This is a genomic window from Paenarthrobacter sp. TA1.8, from assembly GCF_048595705.1.
GTDB lineage: Bacteria > Actinomycetota > Actinomycetes > Actinomycetales > Micrococcaceae > Arthrobacter > Arthrobacter nitroguajacolicus.
On the sequence record NZ_CP184287.1, the window covers coordinates 4,610,219 to 4,628,165 of the forward strand.

Below are 17,947 nucleotides of genomic sequence, written 5' to 3' on the forward strand. Positions count from 1 at the left end.
CGATGTGTCATATGTCGTCAGGCATGCACCACCAGCATGTCGGCATCTATCTCACCGTCCGGGAAGAAGCATGCGAAGTCCTGTGTGTCCCCCTTCTCCGAAGCCAGTGGCGGCTCCAGAGTAAGGCACTTCTCCTGCTTTGCGGCAGGTAATGCGGCAAACACGGGACAACGGGTCGCAAAATTACATCCCTTGAGAGCATCAAGCGGGCTGGGTAGGTCGCCCTGCAGGATGATGCGTTCGCGGGTCCGTTCCAGGTTGGGGTCCGGAACCGGGATCGCTGACAGCAAGGCCCGCGTGTAAGGGTGGCGCGGGTTGTCGAAGACGTCGTCCACATCGCCGGTTTCCACGATTTTGCCGAGGTACATCACGGCGACACGGTCTGAGATGTGGCGGACAACGGAGAGGTCGTGGGCCACCATCAGGTAGCTCAAGCCCAACTCAGCGCGGAGCTTGTCCAGCAGGTTGATGACTCCGGCCTGCACGGATACGTCCAGCGCAGAGACCGGTTCGTCCAGCACCACGAGCTTCGGATTGACCGCGAGTGCCCGGGCGATACCGATGCGCTGCCGCTGCCCGCCGGAGAACTGGTTGGGGAAGCGGTTGACGTGGTCAGGCTGCAGGCCCACAAGCTTCATGAGTTCCATGATGCGTTTCCTGATGGCAGCCTTGGGCATCCCGAGGTTTTCCAGCGGCTCAGCAAGGACCTCGTACACAGTGAAACGCGGATCCAGGGCACCCGTGGGGTCTTGGAACACCATCTGCATTTCCTTGCGCATGGCCATCTTGGTCTTGTGGTCCGTGGCGACTTTGTTGCTGACGCCGCCAATGACCACTTCGCCCACCTGGTCCGGGTGGAACTCCATGATTTCCAGGAGTGTGGTGGTCTTGCCGCAGCCGGACTCCCCCACGATCGAAACGCACTCGCCTTCGCGGATATCGAAGCTCAGGCCATCCACGGCCTTCACCGTGCCGATCCGTCGCTTGATCAAGGCACCCTTGAGCAGCGGGAAGTGCTTTTTCACGTCTTTGAGTTCCAGGACCTTTTCGCGCTCGACGCGAGCGACGCCGTCGAACTTTGAAATCGGCTTGGGCGGTGCGTGGAAAATCTTGTGGGCGTCAGCGTTGCCGGACAGTTCATTAGCTTTGATGCAGGCGGCCTTGTGCCCCAGCGTCTGGCCCTCAACACCGGGGACGGTGATGAGTTCCGGCTCGCCGTGCAGGCAGGCGTCGCTGACCAGCGGGCAGCGGGCCGCGAACGAACATCCAGTCACCGGCAACGCCAGGTTGGGGGGTGTTCCCTCGATGGGAACCAGCGACTGCCGGGTGGCGGTGTCCACGCGCGGAACCGCGCCGAGCAAGCCCAGCGTGTACGGCATCCGCGGGTTGTAGTAGATGTCCTCCACAGTTCCGGTTTCCACCGGCTTACCGGCGTACATGACCATGATGTCGTCTGCCATGCCGGCTACGACGCCGAGGTCGTGCGTGATCATGACGACGGCGGCGCCGGTCTCCTCCTGCGCGGTGTGCAGGACTTCCAGGACCTGCGCCTGGATGGTGACGTCCAGCGCAGTCGTGGGTTCATCCGCGATGAGTACCCGCGGATCGTTGGCGATGGCGATGGCGATCATGACGCGCTGGCGCATGCCGCCGGAGAACTCGTGCGGGAACGCTTTCAGGCGGTCCTTGGGGCTCGGGATGCCCACCATGCGCAAAAGGTCGACGGCGCGGGCTTCTTTGGCCTGCTTGCTCATGGTGGGGTTGTGGACCGTCAGCGCCTCGATGATCTGGGTGCCCACCGTGTAGACGGGGGTGAGCGAGGACAGCGGGTCCTGGAACACCATGGCGATGTCACTGCCGCGGTGCTTGCACATGGCTTTGTCGCTGAGGCCAAGGAGTTCCTTGCCCTTGAAGCGCACGGAGCCGGTGATGTCCGCGGTTTCCGGGAGGAGTCCCATGATGGCCATGGACGTGACGGACTTGCCGGAACCGGACTCACCCACAATGCCTAAGGTCTTGCCAGGCATGAGGTCGAAGTCGACGCCGCGGACAGCATGGACCACACCGTTTTCGGAGTTGAAGCGGACGTTGAGGTCGCGAATGCTGAGGACGGCGTCGCCGGGAGCGTAGAGTCCAGCGTCGCGGAGCCGCTCAGCGGGAGTGATGTTGGTGCTCATTTGCCAGCCTTTGCGGTCTTGGTCTTGGCCCGTCCGATGGAGCTGGAGCTGGGGTCGAAAGCGTCACGGAGTCCGTCGTTCATCATGGCCAGCGAACCGGTCAACAGGAACATGACGGTCAGCGGGACCCAGAACATCCAAGGGAAGGAGGACACCTGGCCCGTCGCTTGGCCGATCAGCACACCGAGGCTGACGTCCGGGAGCTTGATGCCGATTCCGATGAAGGAGAACGCGACTTCGGCGAGGATCGCACCGGTGATGCCACGGGTGAAGTCGAGGACCAGCAGCGAGCCGATATTCGGGACGAGGTGCCGCCACACGATGCGCCGGGACGGGACACCCATGTACTTGGCGGCTTTGACGTAATCACGCTGCATCAGGGACATGGACAGTGAGCGCACCAGGCGGGCGGTGCCCATCCAGCTGAAGAAGAGCAACACGACGATCAGCAGGAGCCAGCTGGGGAGATCTTTCAGGCCGCCGCTTCCGCTGGTGGCGACGGCGACCACCAGGATGGCGGGCATCATGATGAGCGCTTCAAGGATGAACAGCATGGTGGCGTCCACCTTGCCCCCGAAGAACGCCATGGTGCAGCCGTATACCGCCGAAATCAGGACGGAAACGCCGCCCACGATCAGGCCGATAAGAATGGACGTCCGGGTGCCGTCCACAATGAGCGCCATGAGGTCGATGCCGGCCTGGGTGGTCCCCAGTAAGTGGTCTGGCGACGGTGGCATGCCGATGTTCAACGGATCAAGGGTGTCTTTGTCCCACGAAGTCAGGAACCCGCCAAAGATCGAGAAGAGGAACAGCGCAAGGAAGATGAACAAGCCGGCGACGGCGGTCCGGTTCCGCATGAAGCGACGGAAGATGATCCGCGACTTCCCGATGACGACGTCCTGGTCAGCTACCCGGGCCTCGTCGATTTCCGCAATGGAATCAATGATGTTGGTCATTACTGGACCCTCACTCGTGGATCGACCAGCGTGGTGGCGAAGTCGGCAAGGATGGCGCCGATCGCGAAGATCACTGAGCCATAGGCCAGCGTGGCGGTGGCGACGTTGACGTCCTGGAGGCTGATGGCCTGGATGCTCCAGAGACCGATGCCCGGCCAGGCGAAGATGGCCTCCGCGAAGAAGCCACCCGTGAAGATGGCCGGGATGGTGAAGGCGATACTCTGCGCCACCGGAATGAAGGAGACGCGCAGGGCATGCTTCCTGATGGCCTGGTTTCGCGTCAGTCCCTTGGCGCGGGCAGTGCGGACGAAGTCGGCATTCACGTTGTCCAAGAGGTACTGCCGCTGGGCGATCTGGTAACCCGCCCAGCCAAAGATGGTCATCGCGAAAGTTGGCACGGCGTAGTGGGCCACCAGGTCAACGAAAGCCGGCCAGCCCGGCTCAATTCCCGGCGTCGAAATTCCCGTGACGAAGAAGATGCGCTCACCGACCGCCTCGTTGATGCTGATGGCACCGAGCTGCACCAGGAAGTACGCGATGGGTGCAGGGAGGATGTGCACCAGATAGCTGTAGGACGTGATGGCGCGGTCCTGGAACTTGTACTGGCGGGCGGCGGAGTAGACACCGAGGGCTACGCCGATGACCAGGGTGAGGATGATCGAGGCGATGAACAGCCGGGTGGAGACCATCACGCGGTCCGCGAATTCGGCGTTGACGAACGCGCCGTTCGGGCTGCGGCCCCAGTCCCAGCGGGTGACGATGCCCCAGAGCCACTGAATGTACCGTTCCCAAGGGTTCAAATCCGGGTCCAGCCCGAGTCCCCGGAAAGAAGCAGCTACTTGTTCAGGGGTCGGCCGGGGGATTTTTTCCTGCTCGAGCACTGCGGGTTTCAATGACGAGACCGCCAGGAAGTAACCCGCACTCGTCGTCAGGAAGATCATGATCAGGTAGATGCCCGACCGCTTCATCAGATATTTCAGCATGTCGGGCGGCTGCCCCGAATCGTGGCAAAACTCAATGCTCGTCCTTCCGCGGTTCCCGGCTGTGGCCGGCGTCAGCTACGAATTGGCGCAGCGGGTTCTTGGGCCCCCCGCACCCCTTCAGTGATCACCAGCCCTGTATGGCATGCGTCACATTCAAGAGGAAACTACCACAATAACTGCTTCACGTTTTGCTTCAAGGCGTCCGGTTTCGCGCCTGCAGCCAGATTGTTATGTGCAGGCTGCGTCCTGTTTACGAATTCGGCAGCACTGTTGCGCTTACTACGTCAGGATTGGTGGCGCTAACAGAGGCTTCCTGCCTTGGCTGCGCTGGTTGCGGCTGATGTAGCGGCGCGACTTAGTCGGCGCCCAGGAGACGGGTGACCAGCTCACGCCAGGAGTCCGCAAGCCGCGTGGGTGAAATACCTCGAACGCGAACATCGTCCACTATTCGCTCGGGGTCCAGGGCGTAGGTCAGTGACATCGCCATCACCCACGGATCAGCGATTCCCGCCTCCCTCAGCAGGACTTCCATATGTCGATGCGAAAGCTTAGTCGCGGGAACATCGAACCGGTTACGGGTAGCGGCTCCCGCCGCTTTCAGGAGTTCGCCGTTTTCAAGGACGAAGTAGATTCGCCCCTCACCGAAGGCCACCAATCGATCCTTTGGCGCGGCTCCTGGACCAAGCGGAGGCGGCCCGAACATAAATCCATGCTGGAATTCGGACTCCGAGTCGCTCAACAGGGTCATCATGAGCCCGGCGCGGCTACCGAAGCGGCGGAAGACTGTCCCCTTGCCAACCTTGGCCTTGCAGGCGAGCGCGTCCATGGTCAGCGCTTCGGCGCCGAGCTCGGCCACCAGATCCCGGGCAGCGTTGAGCAATCGCTCGCGATTCCTCGCTGCGTCACTGCGCTCGTGGGGCGCACCTAGGGGCACGTCCGGCCGAATGGGGATCGAGCTCACAGAAATATTCTAGACCCCGGGAATAGAAAGCGGACCATAGTCCGTTTAGTATCGATGAAGGCTCCAAGCCCAGACATCGAACGGCCGGCACCTCACCCGGCCAGACAAAAGGAGACACCATGTCAAAGAGCACCGTTCTTACCCTCGTCGGCAGCCTGCGCGCCGATTCCCACAACAAGAAGCTGGCCGAAGCCATCCAGCTGAACGCTCCCGACAACGTTGATGTGCAGATCCACGGCTCACTGGGCACCATCCCCTTCTACAACGAAGACATCGACGTCGAAGGCCAGGTTCCCGCCGAAGCCGCCGCCCTCCGCGCTGCAGCTGCCGACGCCGACACCATCCTGCTCGTCACGCCCGAGCACAACGGAACCATGCCCGCCTCCCTGAAGAACGCCATCGATTGGCTGTCCCGCCCGTTCGGCGCCGGCGCCCTCTCCGGCAAGCCGACCGCCGTCGTCGGAACCGCTTTTGGCCAGTTCGGTGGAGTATGGGCCCAGGACGAAGCCCGCAAAGCTGCCGGCATCGCCGGCGCCAAGGTACTTGAAGACGTAAAGCTGGCCGTCCCGGGCTCCATGATCCGTTTCGCTGAACTGCACCCGAAGGACGACGCCGAGGTTGTTGAGCAGATCAAGGGCATCTTCGAGCCCCTGACGGCCGTTCAGGACGAAGAAGCAGCAGCCTAGCCTCCTCGCTTTTTCGATGCCCCCGTTCCGCATTCCGCGGGCGGGGGCATTCGCATTCCTGCCGCTGCGGACGGGGCGTGACCAACTCTTGTCCGAACCGTCACCGTAACGGCATGTTGTGTTCCGCCGTCCCGTCCTAACGTTGGAGATACAGGTGGACGGACAGGAGCGCTGGGCTGTCATGCATGCCGGACGGGGACCACAAAGTACGACGGCGATCACGGCTGCCTGCCTCATCTTCGGCCTGTGGATGGCTGGCTGCACTGCTGTCCCTGCCGAACCCTCCGAATCAGGGGCCGCGGGCCCCTTGCCTATAGTTTCCATGACTTCGCCTGTGCCAACAGCTTCGCCCATTGCTCCCATACCCGCCGCCTCAACTCCTGCGCCTTCGAGCCCGGGTACTCCGTCCGTTGCCGTCCCCGCCGCGTCGCCCGCGGCAGCAACACCAGCTCCAGCACCGTCCGAGAGCACTCCCGCTTCCTCCGTGACCTCGCCCACCCCACCGGCTGCCGTCGTCGAGCCTTCACCCCAACCTGGCACCAGCGCGCCGGAACCAACAGCCACCGCAACAGTCATTCCCGTGGATTCGGAAAACTCCGGACCCGCGGTCTACTACGTGGCAATCGACGACGGCGGCGCCCGCGGCGTGCGGTTCGGCTGCAACGACAGCCTGGTACCTATCAGGGGCGTTGCCGTGCCCGGCGACCCGCTGTCCGTGGCACTCGGCCGCCTGCTGGAGGCCGGAATGCCAGTGGACAGTGATGCAGCCCTCTACGACTCCCTGGCTGATTCGTCGCTGCGCTACCTCTCGGGCTACATGAGCGGTGCGACGGTGGTGGTTAACCTCAGTGGCTCCCTGCGGCCCGGGGGCGTGTGCGACATCCCACGGATCCAGGCGCAACTGACGCAGACAATCGTGTCCGCCAGTGGTGCATCGAGAGCCGAAATCTATGTGAACGGCCGGACACTTACGGAGGCCCTGAGCGTACGGTGACTGCGGGGCCTGCTGCGCGCGTTACCAGGCACGGGGTATCGGCTTTGCCTGTTCATGCCGTTGCGATCGCCAGCACCCTCCGGAGTGCCCAAGCCACACGCAACAGGGCAAGGACTGAGGCGAAGGTCAGCACGAAGGCCAGTGCTTCAGGAATCCACAGGCCCGTGACGGCATCTCCTTCCAGGACCACCGTGGCCAAGGCGGCAACCACCAAAAGGCCCAGCCCGGGGATGGCAAAAAGGAAGACTTCGCCGATTTGGCGCCGATGAGTGGCGGAAAGTCTCTCCAAGGGAAGTTCCCGTTGACCCGGCGCAGCCTTCTTTCCCAGCACGTTGATCAGCATGGACACACTGGTCAGCGTCAGGCCAGCCGTGGCGCCGGCCAGCGTGGCGAGAGTCTGGAACAGGGTTCGCCGTGCACCAGGGTCCACGCTTTCCAGCATCAGCGGGTGACGCGAAAGCAGCCCGATTCCCAGCCAGATCAGGACGACAAGCGCAGCCCATCCGAAGTCTGCACTGGGATGCAACAGAAACCAACGCCACAGAGTCCTGCGGCGCCCGGTTCGCTCAACGTCAACCCCGTACAAGCTCATGATCTGCACCGCCTTGGTTCTCCTCGGATGCTTGACCGGCCTTGTCAGCGCTCTCCACGGCCGCCGCCATAGCTGCCCGAACAGTGGCCATTCCGCCCGCAACGATGTCCGGAACCAACGCGGAATCAGCCGAACCCTTGATGTCCGGCAGGGTCTTGGCAAAAAACGCCTCGTTGTCCCTGGCCTGTCTATTGAGGATGGCGATCGCCTCGGTGGTGGACTTTTGGGGGTCGTTGAAGACATCCGGATCCACCTCGATATGCGAGATGAACCGCTCCTTCAGCAGGTCCACCACCTCACGGTCGCCCGTCAGGGAGTCCTTGCCCTCAGCCACCACATAATCGAAATGCTCCACGGACCCGGCCCTGCGGAAGAGATCGATCAGTTGCTGGATCCGGTCCCGAATCCGCTGTTTATCCTCGGCCTTGCCCGCTCTGCCAACGCTCAGGGAAATCCTGAACGTACCCTCATTCATGAGCCGCGAGGCGCTGTCCAGAACGTCAGCCCACTCCCCCTCCATAAGCTTCCCGGACAGACGTTCGGCAGGAAGCGCGAACTCGAAACGGCTCACCTCCAGCCGGGTAAGGATTTCCTCGATGTCCTCGCGCACAACCGGCACCAGGCTTGGCTCAAGCCCCAGCATTCCTTCGAGGTACTCGCCCATCCTGGATGCCCGGGGTCCATTGCCACTGGTCAGCACCGCTATGACATTCCTCTTCAGGAAGGCGAAGTAGGTGGTCTCCAGCAAATGGTCACCCGGAGCCAACGGCAGGGGCTTGCGCCGCCCGAGGGCATCGCCGACGCTGGGAAGATTAGTGTCCCGCACCCGGTCCAAAAGCAGCACGGGAAAGGGCGACGATGCCACAGCCTGGGCAAGCAGCACAGTCCCGTCCGCACTTGTGAAGTGCCGGTTCACCCCTGAGTCCTGGGCCTTCCTCAGCACCTCGGCCAGACGGCGCGCTGGAAATGGCCGGCTGAGCTCGTCCCCGTTCAGCTGCTCGATCCGCCAGAACTGTACACTGCGCCGTGGCATGGATCCTCCCCTCGTTTTCCATGACCCACGCTAACGGCGAGGTCTGACATTAAAGCCGGGTGCCGGCGTCGTGCCTTCAGCCCGCTGGCAAGGACCGCGTTCAAAGGCTGTATTTGGGCCCTGGCGCGAACAGGGAGTCCATTTCGTCGTGGCTGCGCGTGCCAGCCAGCCCCGCCCAATTGCCGTCACCAAGGATTTCCTTCGCCACCCGCGCCACCTTGGCATACGCTGCTTTGGCCGTATTGCCGCCAATGCTGACGCGACGGACCCCTGCATCGTGGAGCTCAAGGGGCGACGGCGCCCCGACGCCCGCCAACGCGTTGAGCGGTGCAGGAATCCTGCTGGACAGCTCATGGAGAACGTGTAGATCCACGACGCCGGGCACGAAGATTCCGTCCGCACCCGCAGTGAGGTAGGCCTCGGCACGGCGCAGGGTTTCGTCATAGGCAGTGTCCGCGAACTGGCCCGACAGGTAGGTGTCGGTGCGGGCATTGATGAACAGGGGTATTCCACGATCGTCAGCAACTGCGCGGATCAAGGCAATCCGGCGCGACTGTTCGTTGATGTCCGTGAGCGGCTCAGTGGCGGAATCCTCAATGTTGATGCCCACGGCTCCCTCGTCCAGGACGGCGTGGACAGTGGCACGAAGTTCGTCGTCGGTGCGCCCGTAGCCCGTCTCGATGTCTGCCGAAACCGGCAACCGGGTTGCCCCGGCAACCCGGCCCAGTGCAGCCATTGCCAGGCCCCACGGCACGTGGTCGCCATCCCGGAACCCCAGGCTCCAGGAGACAGCCGAGCTTGAGGTGGCAATCGCCGTCGCACCCGCCTCCTCCACAACGCGGGCGGAAGCTGCATCCCACACGTTCACGAGCACAAGCGGCGTTGGCCCGGCGTCGTGAAGTTTATGGAAGTGTTCTGCTTTGGTCACGGATCCCCTGTGCGCTGTCATAGCTACATTCCAGCCCTTCACGATCGCGGCGTAAAGGATAGGCTGCGAAAATGAAGTGATCCGAAAACAACTGTTGCCTCTTTAGCAACATCGAGGAGTATCCTGTCACTGTGACCCACGAAACATTGGATGCCGGCGCAACGTTGCCCGCTGAAGCCATCGACGCCATTGAGCGGGCCGCCACGGCCGCTCACCCGCACGAGGAATTGTTCTCCGCGCGGGCCGCCAATATCAAACAGTCCGCCGTCCGGGACGTCTTCGACATCTCGATGCAGCCAGGCCTTGTCTCCCTTGCCGGCGGCAACCCGTACCTGCAGTCGCTACCCCTGGAGAAGCTGGGCCAAACCGCGGCCCGCATCATCGCCGAAGAGGGTATGACCGCCCTGCAGTACGGCGGCGGCCAAGGCACGGAAGAACTCCGCGCGCAGATCTGCACCATCATGGCCGCCGAGGGAATCGAGGACGCCGCCCCGGAGAACATCGTGATCACTGCGGGATCGCAGTCCGCGCAGGATGTTGCCACCAAGGTCTTCTGCAACCCGGGCGACGTTGTCCTGGTGGAGAACCCCACCTACGTGGGCGCCCTGAACACATTTGAGGCGTACCAAGTCCAGGTGGAACCCATCGAAATGGACGACGACGGGTTGGTACCCGAGCTTCTTGAGGCCAGGATCGCGGCACTTAAGGCAGAGGGCAAGAACATCAAGTTCCTCTACACGATCCCCAACTTCAACAACCCCTCAGGCATCACGCTGGCCGCGGAACGCAGGCAGCATATCGTCGATATATGCCGTAGCGCGAATATTATTGTCCTCGAGGACAATCCCTACGGACTCCTGCGGTTCGATGGCCACCCGATCGCCCCGATGCGAGCCGCCAACCCGGATGACGTCATTTATCTGGGCTCGTTCTCGAAAATCTTTGCCCCCGGACTGCGCATCGGCTGGGCCCTGGTTCCCGCGCACTTGCAGCGTCGTTTCTACCTGGCCTCCGAGGCAGTGACACTCTGCCCGCCTCCCCTGAATCAAATGCTCGTCTCGGCATACCTCCGTGAGTACGATTGGGAAGGGCAGATCGAAACCTACCGGGCGCTCTACGCGGAACGCTGCCGGGCCCTGTTGTCCGCACTCGATGAGTACATGCCGGCCGGCCTCACCTGGACACGCCCGGACGGCGGCTTCTTCGTGTGGGTCACGCTGCCCGAAGGCGTGGATACCTATCCCCTGCTCGGGAAGGCGATCGACGCGGGGGTCGTCTTCATCCCGGGTGCGGCCTTCTCCCCGGCTGACGGACCTTCCAACAAGCTCCGTCTCGCTTTCAGCGCCGTACCGCCGGATACGATAGCCGAAGGTGTCCGCCGCTTGGCCCCTGTCCTGGCGGATGCCATTGAAGCTACCAATGAAGGAGCACCACAATGACCGGAGTTGTGATCGTCGGAGTAGACGGCAGCGAGACTGCTATGAGGGCAGCCCAGGCCGCCCAGCAGTTGGCGATCGGCCTCGGAGCCAGCCTTCGCGTGGTCAGTGCCTTCGACAGCAACCGGACAGAGGTGGTTGAGATAGGCACCGACAAGTGGATCGTCTCCGACGCCGCGGAAGCTGAAGCTGTGGCTCGCGCTGTGGCGGAGCGCCTGATGGATGACCGGCTCGAGGTTACCTACTCCGCTGCGCGCGGCAAACCGGGTGAAGCCTTGGTCAAGGAGGCTGAGGTGCAGGATGCCCGCTTGATCGTGGTGGGCAACCGTCGCATGCAGGGCTTGGGTCGCGTTCTTGGAAGCGTGGCCAACACCGTAGCGCACACCGCGCCCTGCGACGTCTACATCGCCAAGACCGACCAGCCCTAACGCGAGCTGGATCACGCCGCCGGGTGGGGAGCCTCACCCGGCGTTTGGCGTCTTTTGGGCCGGCTGCCTGAAGTCATCGTTATAAAATTGAGATGCCCGCAATGGCGCGCGCCACCTCCACTTACTGACTTCAGGGGATCATTTACGTGCTTACTTTGCAGCCGCGCCAGCGCGTGGGACACGATATTCTTCTTGCCCGCCACGGCAACCACATCAGCACCATGCGCTACGACCGAACCAACGACCGCGTCATCGCCATGCTCGACGACGGCTCCTGGGACAGCGCCCCCAACATGATCACCCCCAGCCTGGAGATGCCCGAGACGTTGGGCAGCGTCTTCCGCAAGGATTGGCGCTTCCTTTCCGTGGCATGTGTTGCCATGGTCACCGTGGCCGCCGTCGCGATGGGCATCAGTGTGGAGATGGCAAACCACATGTCGACGACGGAACTGCAGGCGCTGCTGGTCAGTTACCCGGCGTTCTAGCTGCTAGAGCATCCACTCCCGCAGCAGCCACCACAGGCCGGCTATGACAATGCCTCCAAATAATGAGCCTGCAATAACCTGAGGAAGGGTGTGGGCGCGCAATACCAATCGTGACCAGCCAACCGCCGGCACGAGGAGCAGCAGGGGAAGCCACTCCGGCCCGAACATCATCACGGAGATAACGACGGCCGCGGCAAGAGCCGATGCATGCCCGCTCATTTTCCAGAAGGCACTGACTACGGCCAGAACTCCAATGCCTCCGATGAGCGCAATGACCATCACCGTGACACTCACCGGACCACTGAGCAGATGCAGGACGAGCAGGCCAACCAGCACTGACGCCAACGTCATCAGAAGCAAAACGGGCCGCTGGCGCCGATCGCTGACATGGTGATCCGTGATCCTGCCCAGCTTCACCATCACCAGCACGTAGGCCAGCGGCAGGACGCAGACGAACATCGCCGCGAGCAGCCCAAACCACATGGTTCCCGGGAACCCTGGTTCAATGGCAGGGCTGATCAGCAGGAGGGCAAGAACAACAACCGGTGGTTGGAATACTTCCGTCAGCACCCGGGCAACCGTGCGCCATGGCCCCGTCAACAACTGAGGGGGCACATGGCCCGGCTCCTCAGTTATGGTCTCCGTGTTACGGCCAGCGCGTGGTGGGTCGGCTTGCTCGTCAGTCAAGCAGCAGCGCCGGTTCTTCGAGAATTGATGCGACGTCCGCCATGAAGCGTGCGGACAAATCCCCGTCAACCACGCGGTGGTCGAAAGAACCACCGAGTGTCGTAATCCAGCGCGGGATGACTTCGCCGTCCAGCACCCACGGCTTCTGCTTGATGGTTCCGAAGGCAATGATGGCTACTTCACCCGGGTTGATGATAGGGGTTCCGGTATCAATGCCAAGCGCGCCGATGTTGGTGATGGTCAGGCTTCCACCCTGCATCTCAGCCGGCTGCGTCTTCCCTGCCCGGGCTTTGGTTGCCAACTCATTAAGCGCAAGGGCCAGTTCCTTGAGGGAAAGGTCCTGGGCGTCCTTGATGTTGGGCACCATGAGTCCGCGCGGGGTTGCGGCGGCGATGCCAAGGTTCATGTAGTGCTTCACCAGGATCTCCGCGCCACCCTTACCGTCAGCGTTCTCCACCCACGTTGCGTTGACGCTGGGGTTCCGGGCAGCAGCCCAGATCACTGCCTTGGCAAGGATGAGCAGCGGGGACACCTTGATGCCTTCAAAGTCGCGGGAGACCTTCAGCCGCTTTACGAACTCCATGGTGCGGCTGGCATCCACGTCCACGAAAATGCTGACGTGGGGAGCCGAGAAAGCTGAATCAACCATGGCCTTGGCGGTCGCCTTGCGAACGCCCTTGACGGGCATCCGTTCCACGCGCTGATCCTGCGGTTTCTTCGAGGCACCCCAGAAACTATCTGCTTGGTCATGCTCGGCGTCGCGCTGGGCTTGGTAGCTCACCAGGTCCTCGCGAGTCACTTCACCGCGCTCACCGGTACCCACGACGTCAGCGAGATCGATGCCGAGGTCCCGGGCAAACTTGCGGACCGGAGGCTTTGCCAGGACCTTGTTGACCAAGCCACTGATGGTTCCGCTGATCGCCGCACCGCGGGAGGCCGCCGCTTGCGGCGCCTGGGGTTGAGGCGCGACGGACTGCGCTGGGGTGGCAGTCGCAAAGGTGAGGGGTGCGACGACGGCGGGGCCCGCCGTCGTGCGGTGTGAAACCGGCGATTCGGCTGCTTTGGCTTCCACCGCTGCTTGGTGGTCCTGGACAGTACCTTCGGCACTCTCGGCGACCGTGGCTGCCTCAACCACTGCCCCGGCCGGACGTTTGCGCGCCCGACGCTTCACGGCGTCGGCCTTGGGTCCTGAACCGACCAGCGGACCGCCAGCCGGACGGTTGTCGTCGGTGTCATCGTCGGCGGGTAGCTTGCCATACAGGGGCATCTCGACGGCGCGTGCCTTGGGCGCAGCAGGCGTCACCAGCGCAGCTTCACCCTCCTGGCCTTCCGAAACAGCGATGATCGCCGTGCCGACTTCAACCGTGATGCCTTCCTCAACCAGCAGCTCCGTGACAGTACCCGCAAAAGGAGAAGGGAGTTCGACGAGGGACTTGGCGGTCTCGATCTCGCATAAGACGTCGTTAATGGCGACGACGTCACCTGGCTTAACCTTCCAAGCCACTACCTCGGCCTCGGTCAGGCCTTCGCCAACGTCCGGCAGGTTGAATTTCTTTACAGTCACAGTGGTCCTCGATTTCCGGTCACCCGGCAGCGAAGCCGGGCTGGATCAGGGCGGTTGGTAGGACGGTTTAGTAGGACAAGGAGCGGTCGAGCGCCTCAAGGATCTTGTCGATGTCCGGCAAGTAGTCCTCTTCCACCTTGGCCACCGGGTAGGGCATATGGAACCCGCCAACTCGAATGACGGGCGCCTCCAAGTGCAGGAATGCCCGCTCGCTGATGCGCGCGGCGATCTCGCCGCCGATACCACCAAAAGTAGGGGCTTCGTGGGCTACGATCAGGCGGCCCGTCTTCTTGACCGATGCTTCCACGGTGTCAAAGTCCAAAGGCGAGATGGAACGGAGGTCAATGACTTCAATGCTCCGTCCGTCCTCAGTGGCGGCGTTGGCGGCCGCCAGCGCAACCGGCACCAGCGGGCCATAGGCCACGATGGTCGCGTCCGTTCCTTCACGGACAACGTGTGCTTTGAAGGGGTCCTCGGAAAGACCTGCATTCTCGACGTCGACCTCACCCTTGAGCCAGTAACGGCGCTTGGGTTCGAAGAAGATGACGGGGTCCTGGCATTCGATGGCCTTTTGGATCATCCAATAGGCGTCATGGGCGTTGGAAGGGGAAATGATGCGCAAGCCCGCGGTATGGGCGAACAGCGCTTCGGGCGACTCTGAGTGATGCTCGATGGAGCCAATGCCGCCGCCGTACGGGATGCGGATGACCACCGGAACGGTCAGCTTGCCGAGGCTGCGGGAGTGGATCTTGGCCAGCTGGGTGGTGATCTGGTTGAAGGCAGGGTAAACAAAGCCGTCGAACTGGATTTCGCACACTGGTGAGTATCCGCGAAGCGCCAGGCCTATGGCGGTTCCGATGATGCCGGATTCAGCCAAGGGGGTGTCCACGACGCGTTCGTCGCCGAATTCCTTGATGAGGCCATCCGTGACGCGGTAAACACCGCCCAGATGTCCGATGTCCTCACCCATCAGCAAGGACTTGGGGTTGTTTGTCAGCGATGCCCGCAGACCCTCGTTGATGGCCTTCGCAATGGTCATTGTTGCCATCAGTTAGCTGCCTCCTGGTCGCTCTCGAAGCCGGCAGAGTATTCCTCGAACCAGGCCAGTTCCTCCGCGATCAGCGGGTGTTGTTCGGCGTAGACACTGGCGAAGGCTTCACGGATATCCGGGACCTCAAGGCCATGTGTTGTGCTGCGGACGTACTTGGCGAGCTCATCGCCGTCGGCCTTGACCTGGTCGAAGAACGCTTCATCCGCCAAACCCTCCGCGCGCAGGTACTTCTCCAGGCGGTCCAGTGGATCTTTCTCCCGCCAGGCAGCTTCTTCGGCGGATTCCCGGTACTTGGTGGGGTCGTCCGCAGTGGTGTGTGCGCCCACCCGGTACGTGTACGCCTCGATGAGCACAGGGCCGCGGCCCTCCCGGGCATGTTCGAGTGCCCACTCAGTAACGGCATGGACGGCGATGACGTCGTTGCCGTCCACCCGGATGCCCGGAAAGCCATAGCCCTTGGCGCGGTTCGCCAGCGGAACCTTCGTCTGGACTTCAGTAGGCACGGAAATGGCCCAGTGGTTGTTCTGGCAGAAGAAAACAACCGGGGCGTTGTACGACGCCGCAAAGACCATCGACTCGTGGACGTCGCCTTCGGAGCTGGCGCCGTCACCGAAGTAAGCGATGACTGCAGCCTTGGGGTCTGTGGAGTCTGAGGCCGAGGCGAGCTTCTGGTCCCTTTGGATGCCCATGGCGTAGCCAACAGCGTGAAGCGTCTGGGCTGCGAGCACCAATGTATAGAGGTGGAAGTTGTTCTCCCGCGGATCCCAGCCACCGTTGGACACACCGCGGAATTGCTTGAGCAGCTCGGCGAGGTCTACATTGCGGACCAGCGCGACGCCGTGTTCACGGTAGGTGGGGAAGATGTAGTCCTGGGCCTGGCTTGCGTGGCCCGAACCAATCTGCGCGGCCTCCTGGCCAGTCAGCGGCACCCACAAGGCAAGCTCGCCTTGGCGCTGCAGCGCGGTGGCCTCCTGGTCAAAGCGACGGATCCTCGCCATATCCGTGTAGAAAACACGGAGCTTCTCCGGATCGATCCGCTTGGCGTAGTCCGAGAAGACGGGATCGGAGCCCAGTTTGCCGTCGGGCCCGAGCAACTGCACCATTTCCACTGGTTCGCCTGGTGCGGCTGCTGCCGCGGTGGTTGCCGCGAGACTTTCTTCCGTCCCGTGGGGCAGTTGTGTCGAGCCCATTCCGTCTCCTTGCTTGCCGTGGCGAGGCGCCGGGCAATGTCTGTCGCTGGGATATATGCCTGTTCCGGAATGCATTCCGGAACAGGCATATATTTTGGCTTTCGTCCCTTACTTTATCGGCAGTAAGTAGCGATGGCGCATTTGTTAACCGCTAGGAACCTTGCGGAGCCTTTGTATAACCTGCACAGAGATCCAAGAACCGGGTGTTGGCTTCCACCTCGCCGATGCTGACCCGAACACCTTCATTTCCAAAGGCACGAACAGACAAGGCCTGTCCTGCCGCCATGGCAGCAAACTCCCCGCTATGCTCCCCGAGATTCAACCAGACGAAGTTGCCTTGAGCCTCGGGAACGAACCAGCCCAGTTCCCTCAGGCCAGCCGTCACGCGATCCCGTTCGTCCACCAGGCTTTGTACCCTTTCCACAACCTGATCGAAATTCTCGAGTGAAGTAACGGCGGCACGTTCTGCAATTTGGGAAACGGCAAAAGGAGTGGCCGTGACCCGGAGGTGCTGTGTAAGCAAAGGGCCGGAGACACTGTAGCCAACACGCAGGCCAGCCAGGCCGTGCGCCTTGGAGAAGGTCCTCAACACAACCACATTGGGGTATTTGCGGTAGAGCTTAATGCCGTCCACGGCCTCCGCGTCCCGTACAAATTCCTGGTAGGCCTCATCGATGACCACCACAACATTGGGCGGCACGGCTTGGATGAACTGCTCCGTTTCCTCAGCCGTGAGGATCGGTCCGGTGGGATTATTGGGCGTGCACAGGAGAATCACTTTGGTGCGTACGGTGACTGCGGCAGCCATGGTCTCGAGGTCGTGGCGCCCGTCCGACAACAGGGGGATTTGCACACTGGCTGCCCCTGCGAGGCCCACGCAGATGGGGTAGGCCTCAAAGGACCGCCAGGCGTAGATCACTTCGTCCTGCTTGCCGTCCTCATTCTGGCCGGCAAACGTGGCCAAAATCTGGTTCAGCGCCCCAAGGCTCCCGGCGCCGGTGACGACATCGTCAGCGGGAACATCCAGGAAGCCGGCCAAAGCGTTCCGTAGCTTCGTGGCCAGGGGGTCCGGGTATCGATTGATGTCGGTCTGGTCCGCAATTGCCTGCAACACTGCAGGAATCGGAGGCAGAGGGTTTTCGTTGGACGACAATTTGTAGCTGGTGAGGCCCTCAATCGCAGCAGGGGGTTTTCCAGCCGCATACTTGGGGAGCCTGTCTACGACCGGACGAGGGAGTACGCCCTCCGGTACGTTGTCAGTAGTAGTCATGGCTTCAAGCCTACTTGCCCATCCACGGCGGACGCCGAGCTCTTTAACAGGCGTGTGTGAAAGCATGGGCCCATGGGTTCCTTCATCATTCGTGTCCTGATCAACGGGCTTGCCCTGTGGGTTGCAACCTGGCTCCTGCAAGGCATGGACATCTCCACAAGTGCCACAGAGTCGGCCGCAGCCAACGCCGGGCTTACGCAGGGGGCAGACACCGCCGGCATCATTCTGGCGTATCTGTTCATCGGCCTGATCTTTGGAGTGGTGAACGCCTTTGTCCGTCCGCTGGTCAGGCTATTGTCCCTCCCTGTGACCATCCTGACGCTTGGCTTGTTCACCATCGTGATCAACGCAGCGATGCTGTACCTGACGGCATGGCTGAGCACCTTCACGCCCGTGCACCTCACTATCGATTCCTTCTTCTGGACGGCAATCCTGGCCTCGATCATCATCAGCATCATCTCCATGGTGGCGGGCCTAATTCCAGGGGCCAGGAAGCGCTAGCATCTCCTGGTACTCGTCGCCTCCT

General features: G+C 62.2%; 18 protein-coding genes. 6 read left to right on the forward strand and 12 right to left on the reverse strand.

Going from position 1 to position 17,947, the window contains the following annotated elements; genetic code table 11:
• Positions 1-17 precede the first annotated feature (17 nt).
• The 4 genes from ACNAOT_RS21460 to ACNAOT_RS21475 form a co-directional block, all read right to left on the reverse strand.
• Positions 18-2,177, reverse strand: coding sequence for a dipeptide ABC transporter ATP-binding protein (locus tag ACNAOT_RS21460; RefSeq protein ID WP_420179323.1), 2,160 nt, complete (start codon positions 2,175-2,177; stop codon positions 18-20).
• Positions 2,174-3,133, reverse strand: coding sequence for an ABC transporter permease (locus tag ACNAOT_RS21465; protein ID WP_420179324.1), 960 nt, complete (start codon positions 3,131-3,133; stop codon positions 2,174-2,176). Before ACNAOT_RS21465 ends, ACNAOT_RS21460 begins: the two co-directional genes overlap by 4 nt.
• The gene (locus ACNAOT_RS21470) at positions 3,133-4,116 is read right to left on the reverse strand and encodes an ABC transporter permease (RefSeq protein ID WP_091463741.1); all 984 of its coding nucleotides are present in this window, start codon (positions 4,114-4,116) and stop codon (positions 3,133-3,135) included. The genes ACNAOT_RS21465 and ACNAOT_RS21470 overlap by 1 nt, the downstream gene beginning before the upstream one ends.
• A 355-nt stretch (positions 4,117-4,471) precedes the next feature.
• Positions 4,472-5,077 carry a TetR/AcrR family transcriptional regulator gene (locus tag ACNAOT_RS21475; protein WP_420179325.1) on the reverse strand — a complete coding sequence of 202 codons (606 nt, stop codon included), beginning with the start codon at positions 5,075-5,077 and terminating at the stop codon, positions 4,472-4,474.
• A 119-nt stretch (positions 5,078-5,196) separates the two neighbouring features.
• Between ACNAOT_RS21475 and ACNAOT_RS21480 the strand changes: the two genes are divergently transcribed.
• Together ACNAOT_RS21480 and ACNAOT_RS21485 are read left to right on the forward strand one after the other, a co-directional pair.
• Positions 5,197-5,763, forward strand: coding sequence for an NAD(P)H-dependent oxidoreductase (locus tag ACNAOT_RS21480; RefSeq protein ID WP_017198806.1), 567 nt, complete (start codon positions 5,197-5,199; stop codon positions 5,761-5,763).
• 154 nt (positions 5,764-5,917) lie between these two features.
• Positions 5,918-6,757: a hypothetical protein gene (locus ACNAOT_RS21485; protein WP_420179326.1), complete on the forward strand. Its 840-nt coding sequence runs from the start codon at positions 5,918-5,920 to the stop codon at positions 6,755-6,757.
• A gap of 52 nt (positions 6,758-6,809) precedes the next feature.
• On the opposite strand, the gene ACNAOT_RS21490 is transcribed toward ACNAOT_RS21485, so the two are convergent.
• From ACNAOT_RS21490 to ACNAOT_RS21500, 3 genes are all read right to left on the reverse strand, one after another.
• Positions 6,810-7,349 carry a hypothetical protein gene (locus tag ACNAOT_RS21490; protein WP_420179327.1) on the reverse strand — a complete coding sequence of 180 codons (540 nt, stop codon included), beginning with the start codon at positions 7,347-7,349 and terminating at the stop codon, positions 6,810-6,812.
• On the reverse strand, positions 7,330-8,382 hold the full coding sequence (locus tag ACNAOT_RS21495; protein WP_420179328.1) for a hypothetical protein: 1,053 nt from the start codon (positions 8,380-8,382) through the stop codon (positions 7,330-7,332). The genes ACNAOT_RS21490 and ACNAOT_RS21495 overlap by 20 nt, the downstream gene beginning before the upstream one ends.
• A 100-nt stretch (positions 8,383-8,482) precedes the next feature.
• Positions 8,483-9,310, reverse strand: coding sequence for an isocitrate lyase/PEP mutase family protein (locus ACNAOT_RS21500; protein ID WP_420179329.1), 828 nt, complete (start codon positions 9,308-9,310; stop codon positions 8,483-8,485).
• A gap of 131 nt (positions 9,311-9,441) precedes the next feature.
• Here ACNAOT_RS21500 and ACNAOT_RS21505 point away from each other — a divergent pair, with 131 nt between their 5' ends.
• The 3 genes from ACNAOT_RS21505 (at position 9,442) to ACNAOT_RS21515 (ending at position 11,659) form a co-directional block, all read left to right on the forward strand.
• Positions 9,442-10,749, forward strand: a complete 1,308-nt coding sequence (locus ACNAOT_RS21505; protein ID WP_420179330.1) for a PLP-dependent aminotransferase family protein — start codon at positions 9,442-9,444, stop codon at positions 10,747-10,749.
• Positions 10,746-11,174: a universal stress protein gene (locus ACNAOT_RS21510; RefSeq protein ID WP_178993701.1), complete on the forward strand. Its 429-nt coding sequence runs from the start codon at positions 10,746-10,748 to the stop codon at positions 11,172-11,174. The genes ACNAOT_RS21505 and ACNAOT_RS21510 overlap by 4 nt, the downstream gene beginning before the upstream one ends.
• Positions 11,175-11,347: 173 nt before the next feature.
• Entirely contained in the window at positions 11,348-11,659 is a 312-nt protein-coding gene (locus tag ACNAOT_RS21515) for a hypothetical protein (RefSeq protein WP_420181208.1), read from the forward strand.
• 3 nt (positions 11,660-11,662) lie between these two features.
• Here ACNAOT_RS21515 and ACNAOT_RS21520 read toward each other — a convergent pair whose 3' ends face one another.
• The 5 genes from ACNAOT_RS21520 to ACNAOT_RS21540 all read right to left on the reverse strand — a co-directional run bounded on the left by ACNAOT_RS21520 (position 11,663) and on the right by ACNAOT_RS21540 (position 17,421).
• The gene (locus tag ACNAOT_RS21520; RefSeq protein WP_420181209.1) at positions 11,663-12,259 is read right to left on the reverse strand and encodes a phosphatase PAP2 family protein; all 597 of its coding nucleotides are present in this window, start codon (positions 12,257-12,259) and stop codon (positions 11,663-11,665) included.
• 79 nt (positions 12,260-12,338) lie between these two features.
• Complete coding sequence (locus tag ACNAOT_RS21525; RefSeq protein ID WP_420179331.1) at positions 12,339-13,910, reverse strand: dihydrolipoamide acetyltransferase family protein; 1,572 nt, start codon at positions 13,908-13,910, stop codon at positions 12,339-12,341.
• Positions 13,911-13,977: 67 nt separating this feature from the next.
• Entirely contained in the window at positions 13,978-14,958 is a 981-nt protein-coding gene (locus ACNAOT_RS21530; protein ID WP_091463755.1) for an alpha-ketoacid dehydrogenase subunit beta, read from the reverse strand.
• Entirely contained in the window at positions 14,958-16,151 is a 1,194-nt protein-coding gene (gene pdhA / locus ACNAOT_RS21535; protein ID WP_178993703.1) for a pyruvate dehydrogenase (acetyl-transferring) E1 component subunit alpha, read from the reverse strand. The genes ACNAOT_RS21530 and pdhA overlap by 1 nt, the downstream gene beginning before the upstream one ends.
• Before the next feature lie 151 nt (positions 16,152-16,302).
• Positions 16,303-17,421 (reverse strand): histidinol-phosphate transaminase, encoded by a 1,119-nt coding sequence (locus tag ACNAOT_RS21540; protein WP_420179332.1) that lies wholly within the window; start codon positions 17,419-17,421, stop codon positions 16,303-16,305.
• A 72-nt stretch (positions 17,422-17,493) separates the two neighbouring features.
• Between ACNAOT_RS21540 and ACNAOT_RS21545 the strand changes: the two genes are divergently transcribed.
• Complete coding sequence (locus ACNAOT_RS21545; protein WP_017198820.1) at positions 17,494-17,922, forward strand: phage holin family protein; 429 nt, start codon at positions 17,494-17,496, stop codon at positions 17,920-17,922.
• Positions 17,923-17,947: the final 25 nt, after the last annotated feature.

Excerpts from the sequence above, each read along its gene's own strand:
- ACNAOT_RS21460 (WP_420179323.1), bottom strand. The coding sequence starts at position 2,177 with ATGAGCACCAACATCACTCCCGCTGAGCGGCTCCGCGACGCTGGACTC.
- ACNAOT_RS21465 (WP_420179324.1), bottom strand. The coding sequence starts at position 3,133 with ATGACCAACATCATTGATTCCATTGCGGAAATCGACGAGGCCCGGGTA.
- ACNAOT_RS21470 (WP_091463741.1), bottom strand. The coding sequence starts at position 4,116 with ATGCTGAAATATCTGATGAAGCGGTCGGGCATCTACCTGATCATGATC.
- ACNAOT_RS21480 (WP_017198806.1), top strand. The coding sequence starts at position 5,197 with ATGTCAAAGAGCACCGTTCTTACCCTCGTCGGCAGCCTGCGCGCCGAT.
- ACNAOT_RS21490 (WP_420179327.1), bottom strand. The coding sequence starts at position 7,349 with ATGAGCTTGTACGGGGTTGACGTTGAGCGAACCGGGCGCCGCAGGACT.
- ACNAOT_RS21495 (WP_420179328.1), bottom strand. The coding sequence starts at position 8,382 with ATGCCACGGCGCAGTGTACAGTTCTGGCGGATCGAGCAGCTGAACGGG.
- ACNAOT_RS21510 (WP_178993701.1), top strand. The coding sequence starts at position 10,746 with ATGACCGGAGTTGTGATCGTCGGAGTAGACGGCAGCGAGACTGCTATG.
- ACNAOT_RS21530 (WP_091463755.1), bottom strand. The coding sequence starts at position 14,958 with ATGGCAACAATGACCATTGCGAAGGCCATCAACGAGGGTCTGCGGGCA.
- pdhA (WP_178993703.1), bottom strand. The coding sequence starts at position 16,151 with ATGGGCTCGACACAACTGCCCCACGGGACGGAAGAAAGTCTCGCGGCA.
- ACNAOT_RS21540 (WP_420179332.1), bottom strand. The coding sequence starts at position 17,421 with ATGACTACTACTGACAACGTACCGGAGGGCGTACTCCCTCGTCCGGTC.
- ACNAOT_RS21545 (WP_017198820.1), top strand. The coding sequence starts at position 17,494 with ATGGGTTCCTTCATCATTCGTGTCCTGATCAACGGGCTTGCCCTGTGG.